The sequence below is a fragment of the Variovorax brevis genome, from assembly GCF_030317105.1.
Lineage (GTDB): Bacteria > Pseudomonadota > Gammaproteobacteria > Burkholderiales > Burkholderiaceae_C > Variovorax > Variovorax brevis.
Map to the genome: position 1 here is coordinate 1 of NZ_JASZYG010000060.1, position 5,060 is coordinate 5,060.

Here is a 5,060-nt window from a genome sequence, read left to right on the forward strand (position 1 = left end):
CCAGCGCATCGATGCCGGCGACTACGGCTACTGCGACGAAACCGGCGAGCCGATCGGCGTCGGGCGCCTGCTGGCGCGGCCCACGGCGACCTTGTCTTTCGAAGCGCAACAACGCCGCGAGCTGAAGCAGAAGATGTTCGGCGACTGAGCGGCGGCAAAGAGGAGCCGGGCTCGAGGTCTCAGCGTTCCGTTGACGCTTACGGATGCCCATCTGTGCGCAAACAATGGCCCCGGCGTAAGTTGTTGATTTTCAAGTGAACTCTTCGAGCGACCGTATCAAGCCGCGGAGAAAGTTTGATTGCCCCAGATCTTGCTCGTCCAGTTCCGCCCATTCCTTGAGCGGAATGCGGACGAACTTGGCTACCTTGGGACGACCCGTGCCATGGACTGGCTGTGTTGGTTTTGCCAGCGATCAGTGCTTTGCCCACCTTGCGGGAACTGGAGTCTGCATAGGCGAATTTTCCCGCACATTTGCACGCTCTCCCTCACGCCACGCGGCCGGACGCCGGAGGCGCTCGTGGAAACCGTGAAGGGCAAGGTCGACGCCTGGGCCGCGGCGAACAAGGTGAAACTGGAGGTCAGCTGCGACCAAGGCAACTGGATGGCGCGCGATCCGAGGAGCGCGTGGCTGTCGACGCTGCTCCGCGACGCGCGGCACCGGTTGTGGCAACCCACGCCGGTCGTCACACAAAGTGCGGAAGATCCGTCTTGCTACTTCACGGCGGCAGACGCGACGTGAGTATCCCCGTGTTTGGCGTGTTCAGCGCCGTGACTGTGCGAGACGGTGTATTGCCAGGACGCCCCGGCGCGATCAAACGCCGGCTGAACTTGGCGCTTTCGTTGCTGTCTAACACGTGTCGCCGCGAACCTGGCATTCACGCGACGACAGGAGGTAAACATCATGAAGCACGTGAAGCACTGGCAGGATCCCCTGAACGCGGGGCTCGGCGTTTGGTTGTTTCTCTCGCCCTGGTTGGTGGGCTTTCAGGACCAAGCGACCCCGACAATGAATGCGGTGGCCGCCGGGATTTTGCTGGGCGCGGCTGCACTGGGCGCCACCTTCGTGCCCCGTGCGTGGGAGGAATGGACCGAAGGTGCGTTGGGCTTGTGGATGGTCGTCTCTCCGTGGGTGCTTGGCTTTGAAACGATGCGCGCGCCGATGATGAACGCCTTGGTCACGGGTATTGCCGTGATGGGGCTGGCTCTCTGGGTACTGGTCACCGACAAGGACTATGTCCTTTGGCGCAAGCCAGCACATTGATGGGTTGACGGCGGGGGGGCCAACGTCAGCGTCGGCATGCCGAAGGCGGTGAATGCCGGGCGCGATGCCTGATTCATTAGCGGCCCCTGCTTTTGGCCTACCTTCATTGCGGGAGAGCGTTGGACTACTGGCTTGACGCGGAACTTCTGGACGCGCCGTTTCGCTGCCGGCACTGCAGAGGGCACTATGGGTCAGGGCCTCTGTGCTGCCATGCGTGCCCCTGACGCGCAGGCGACGCTTCGCTGTGACGCGAGCGGTACTTGGGTAGGGCAGGGGATGGGAAGGCTCTGTGGCTGCGGGATATCGGTGACACATTTCCTTCGCCGCCACGCCGACCGACGCCAGTGAGGCAAATTTGCTTCGCGGACCGCGCCGTGCGAGGCTGGATGCGACATTGCAGCCGGCAGGGCAGTCCCGAAGAGGCGCAATGACACATTTACCTGCGCAGGAGTGTCAGATTCGCTTTCTTCTACGGCTTACCGCTGAGTGCCACTCTCTTGCGACTTGCGACACGAATGTCAGCTGACGAGCCTTGGCTTCGGCGGCACAGCTACAGGTCGATTTCTCGGTGAGACGCCCTTTCGGGTCCCGCAGCCGGAGAGCGCCATTACCGGGCCATTCCGCTATAGCAGGGGCAGCACACGCAGGCGCGAGCGCTTGAGGTCGATGGTGAAGAGGGCGCCATCGAGCAACTCGTCTTCCATCTGCTTGAGGGCCGTGATCACGCGCGCGCCGATGACTTGGGGACTCACGTCCTCGCCCCTGAGCTGCACGACGCTCGGCTTGTGCTGCTGCGTGGCAGCCAGGATCATTCCGAAGTCCAGATCATGCGTGAGAACGATCATGCCCTCATGGGCCGCGTGCTCCATCAGGTCGGTGTCGGGCGCGTTGGGGGCGCCGATGGATGACCAGTTGGGCGGTGATGCCGGCGTCCACGAGCAAGTCTACCCATCGTGGCGACAGGTTCACGTCGACCAGGACTCTCACGCGGCCAGCTCGACCTCGTGACCTTCGGCCAGGCGCGCGGCGTATTGCAAGGCCTGGACGATGTCCTCGCGCTCCAAGTACGGATAGTCCGCCAGAAGGGCGTCGAACCCGTGGCCAGCGCCAATCTGGTTCACCAGCATGCCGACCGTGACGCGGGTGTCGCGCACGCACGCTTTTCCACCCATGACACCGGGCGTCTGCGTGATGCGGTTGAACTCTTGAGGCATGAGAGCACTTTATCAGCTATGCCCCGAGAGGTGTGGTCGACCTGGTCCCCCAGGACGCTGGGCGCCGCAGACTATATCGAGATGGTGAACAAGGAGGAGGATCGAGCTCCAAACGTCCGCCTGCGAATACCCTGATCAGGCTACGCCTTGCCCCGTCGAACGGACGGCTTCCGTGACCCCGCCGTCTTGCGCACGGCAAGCGCGCCAGGCGAGCAACCCGCGCGTGCTCTCGTGCGATGTCTTTTCTTCATTGAGTTGCCCCTGAACGTCGCACAGGCGCTGCTGCAGCGCTGCGCCTTCTGCCTGTGCTTGCGCGAGCAGGCCTGTCTGGCCCGTGACCTGCCGCGAAGCTCACGCTCGAGTTGCTGGGCCGCCTGCTGTGTCTCTCGCAGCGTCCTGCGCCCGGCCTCCAGTGTCTGGGCCGCGGCATCCTCACTTCGCAGACGCTGTTGCTGTTCCCTGGCCAGTGCGGCCTCCGACTGCTTCGCGGCCTGACGCGCGCGGTCGACCTCCTCATGTGAGCGGCGTTCGTGTGCTGCGTGACGCTCTTCGGCCTCGCGAAGGTGCTTGTCGCGGGCGAGCAGCGCTGCCGCCTGCTCCTGACGCAGCACCTCCTTGCTCGCATGCGCCTCCTGGAGGAGGGCGTTCAGCCGGGCAATCTCCTGTTCGGACGCAGCCCGCAGTCGAGCGATCTCTGCAGCTTGTTCGCCCAATTGACGCTCAAGGGCTTCGCGGGCCTGCTGCGAAGATGCCAGAGCCGCGTCAAGGCTCACCCGAGCCTGTTCGAAGGCGGCTTCGCGCTTCGACAGTTCGGCCTGTCCAGCCGCCAGCACATTGCCTCGAGTTGCGCTCGGGCGCTTTCCAGTTCCTGCCGCTGAACATCCTCGGCTTCGCGCCGCGCCGTCTCCCAGAGCAGCCGCGTCGCATTGCGCACCGAGACCGGCACACCGTCCGCATCGTTGCAGGGGTGTGCACCGCAGCAAGTTTGAATAGGCGCGACTTGGTACTGCGCGCGCAGTACCGACCACGTCCACGGCAGAGCTCTGTTGCACTGCACACCCCTCGGATCTGGCTACGCTCGAATGACAGCGCCCTCTTGGCTGTCCATTCCCACCGGCGACTGGCCGCTGTCGCCGCCTACGGATCTCCTCGATGCCTCGATGCCTCGATGCCTCGATGCCCCGATGCCCCGAGGTTGGGGGTTATGTCGATTCATCCCCTCCCGCCTGAAAAGCCAGACCCGCCAGGGAGCAGGTGAGGGCCGCGCAGCCGCGCGACAAGTTGACACGACCCAGTGCTGATCGGCGCGGTGGCCGCCGCTCCCCTCAGGAGGTTCTGCGCCAGGAGGTTGCCATGGGATTTCTTTGTCCGTCGGGGGCGCGCCTGCCGCCGCTGGCCTCTTTACTGGCCGACCAGGTCGAGCCGCGCGAGAACATCGCGTGCCAACTGGCGTGAGCCTGCGCACCCTGCAGCGCTACATTGCCGCCGGCCACCCGCCGCGCGCGGTCCAGCTCGCGCTGTGGTTCGAGAGCCGCTGGGGCATGTCGGCGCTGCACGAGCAGGCCTTCAACGAAGCCCGGCACGCGCGCCTTGGGTCGCTTCACTCGAGCGCGAGTGCGAGCGGCTGAGAGAAGTCATTCGTGCCTATGAAAACGCCGAGGCGCAACCGGCGGCCAACGCGCCGGCCTTCACGTCGATCTAGCCCCGTGGGCTTGTCGCCAGCAAGCCTGGCTTTGCGTTGCAGGTCGACTCGAAGGCCGAAGCAGCGTTTGAAATCCGCGGCTGGCCTGTAGATCGTCGGCTCGTTGTGCCGACATTGGGGCGCTTTTGCGTCATACCGCCGCGGTCCACGGCGCTTTGAATTTGAAGGCGGGCGCGCTACAACCAATAGCGTTGGACCTCAGAACCTCCTGCCAGATTGTCAGCGACGAGAGCACGGCCGGGCTCGCCACGTATGTCTCTGTTGGGCCCCTTCCGGCCCTTCGGATTCGCTCTGCCAACTTCCGCGGCCATGCCAAAGCAGTCGTCACCAATCCAATTCGTCTTGCCCTTAGCTCGTTTTCGTTTGATCCCGGCGTCGTTGCATTGGCTGAGCTTCATTTCTCCTGCTCTCACTTCCGCTCAAGAGCATTTGATGGAACAGGCGGGCGGCTGGCATCAGTTCGCGCCCGCGTCGGCTGATCAGCCCGATCACCCTGGTGATTTCTGGATCATCCAGCGGGATGCTGATCAGTCCCGATGAATGCCCTTTCGGCGGCATTGCGAGGCGCGGGACGACGCCTAAACCCAATCCTGCCTGGACCAGACTGACGAGCGCTGGTACGTGGCGCACCTCGCAAATCCACTGCGGTTTTGTTTCAACCTGACTGATTGCTTGATCGATCAAAAATCGATTCCCGCTTCCTTGAGCAAGTGTCAGGTATGCGTGCTGCGTCAAGTCCGCCCAGGTCAGGCGCTTCCTCTTTGCCAGAGCATGGTCCGTAGGGCACGCGACGACAAACCGCTCCTCCAGCAGTGGTTCGAAATTGATGTCGGCTTCTTGCGTGCCGATGTACGTCAACCCGAAGTCCGCGTCTCCTCTTGCG

8 protein-coding genes are annotated in these 5,060 nt (G+C 63.7%); 4 read left to right on the forward strand and 4 right to left on the reverse strand.

What is annotated here, in order from left to right:
• From QTI66_RS39195 to QTI66_RS39205, 3 genes are all read left to right on the forward strand, one after another.
• The coding region (locus tag QTI66_RS39195; RefSeq protein ID WP_286565642.1) for a TraR/DksA family transcriptional regulator at positions 1 to 148 on the forward strand (148 nt) is incomplete at its 5' end.
• Between the two features lie 369 nt (positions 149 to 517).
• Entirely contained in the window at positions 518 to 739 is a 222-nt protein-coding gene (locus QTI66_RS39200) for a hypothetical protein (protein ID WP_286565775.1), read from the forward strand.
• Positions 740 to 901: 162 nt separating this feature from the next.
• Complete coding sequence (locus tag QTI66_RS39205) at positions 902 to 1,261, forward strand: SPW repeat protein (protein WP_286565776.1); 360 nt, start codon at positions 902 to 904, stop codon at positions 1,259 to 1,261.
• Between the two features lie 623 nt (positions 1,262 to 1,884).
• Here QTI66_RS39205 and QTI66_RS39210 read toward each other — a convergent pair.
• The 3 genes from QTI66_RS39210 to QTI66_RS39220 all read right to left on the reverse strand — a co-directional run bounded on the left by QTI66_RS39210 (position 1,885) and on the right by QTI66_RS39220 (position 3,308).
• A complete protein-coding gene (locus QTI66_RS39210) occupies positions 1,885 to 2,130 on the reverse strand; it encodes a DUF5615 family PIN-like protein (protein ID WP_353506299.1) in 246 nt (81 codons plus the stop codon).
• 114 nt (positions 2,131 to 2,244) lie between these two features.
• On the reverse strand, positions 2,245 to 2,475 hold the full coding sequence (locus QTI66_RS39215; RefSeq protein ID WP_286565778.1) for a DUF433 domain-containing protein: 231 nt from the start codon (positions 2,473 to 2,475) through the stop codon (positions 2,245 to 2,247).
• Positions 2,476 to 2,615: 140 nt separating this feature from the next.
• Entirely contained in the window at positions 2,616 to 3,308 is a 693-nt protein-coding gene (locus QTI66_RS39220) for a hypothetical protein (protein ID WP_286565779.1), read from the reverse strand.
• 618 nt (positions 3,309 to 3,926) lie between these two features.
• Here QTI66_RS39220 and QTI66_RS39225 point away from each other — a divergent pair.
• Positions 3,927 to 4,103, forward strand: coding sequence for a hypothetical protein (locus QTI66_RS39225; protein ID WP_286565781.1), 177 nt, complete (start codon positions 3,927 to 3,929; stop codon positions 4,101 to 4,103).
• Positions 4,104 to 4,525: 422 nt separating this feature from the next.
• On the opposite strand, the gene QTI66_RS39230 is transcribed toward QTI66_RS39225, so the two are convergent.
• A partial coding sequence (locus QTI66_RS39230) for a LysR substrate-binding domain-containing protein (RefSeq protein ID WP_286565782.1) occupies positions 4,526 to 5,060 on the reverse strand: 535 nt, incomplete at its 5' end.

Coding starts and splice junctions, on each gene's coding strand:
- QTI66_RS39205 (WP_286565776.1), top strand. CDS start 902: ATGAAGCACGTGAAGCACTGGCAGGATCCCCTGAACGCGGGGCTCGGC.
- QTI66_RS39210 (WP_353506299.1), bottom strand. CDS start 2,130: ATGGAGCACGCGGCCCATGAGGGCATGATCGTTCTCACGCATGATCTG.
- QTI66_RS39215 (WP_286565778.1), bottom strand. CDS start 2,475: ATGCCTCAAGAGTTCAACCGCATCACGCAGACGCCCGGTGTCATGGGT.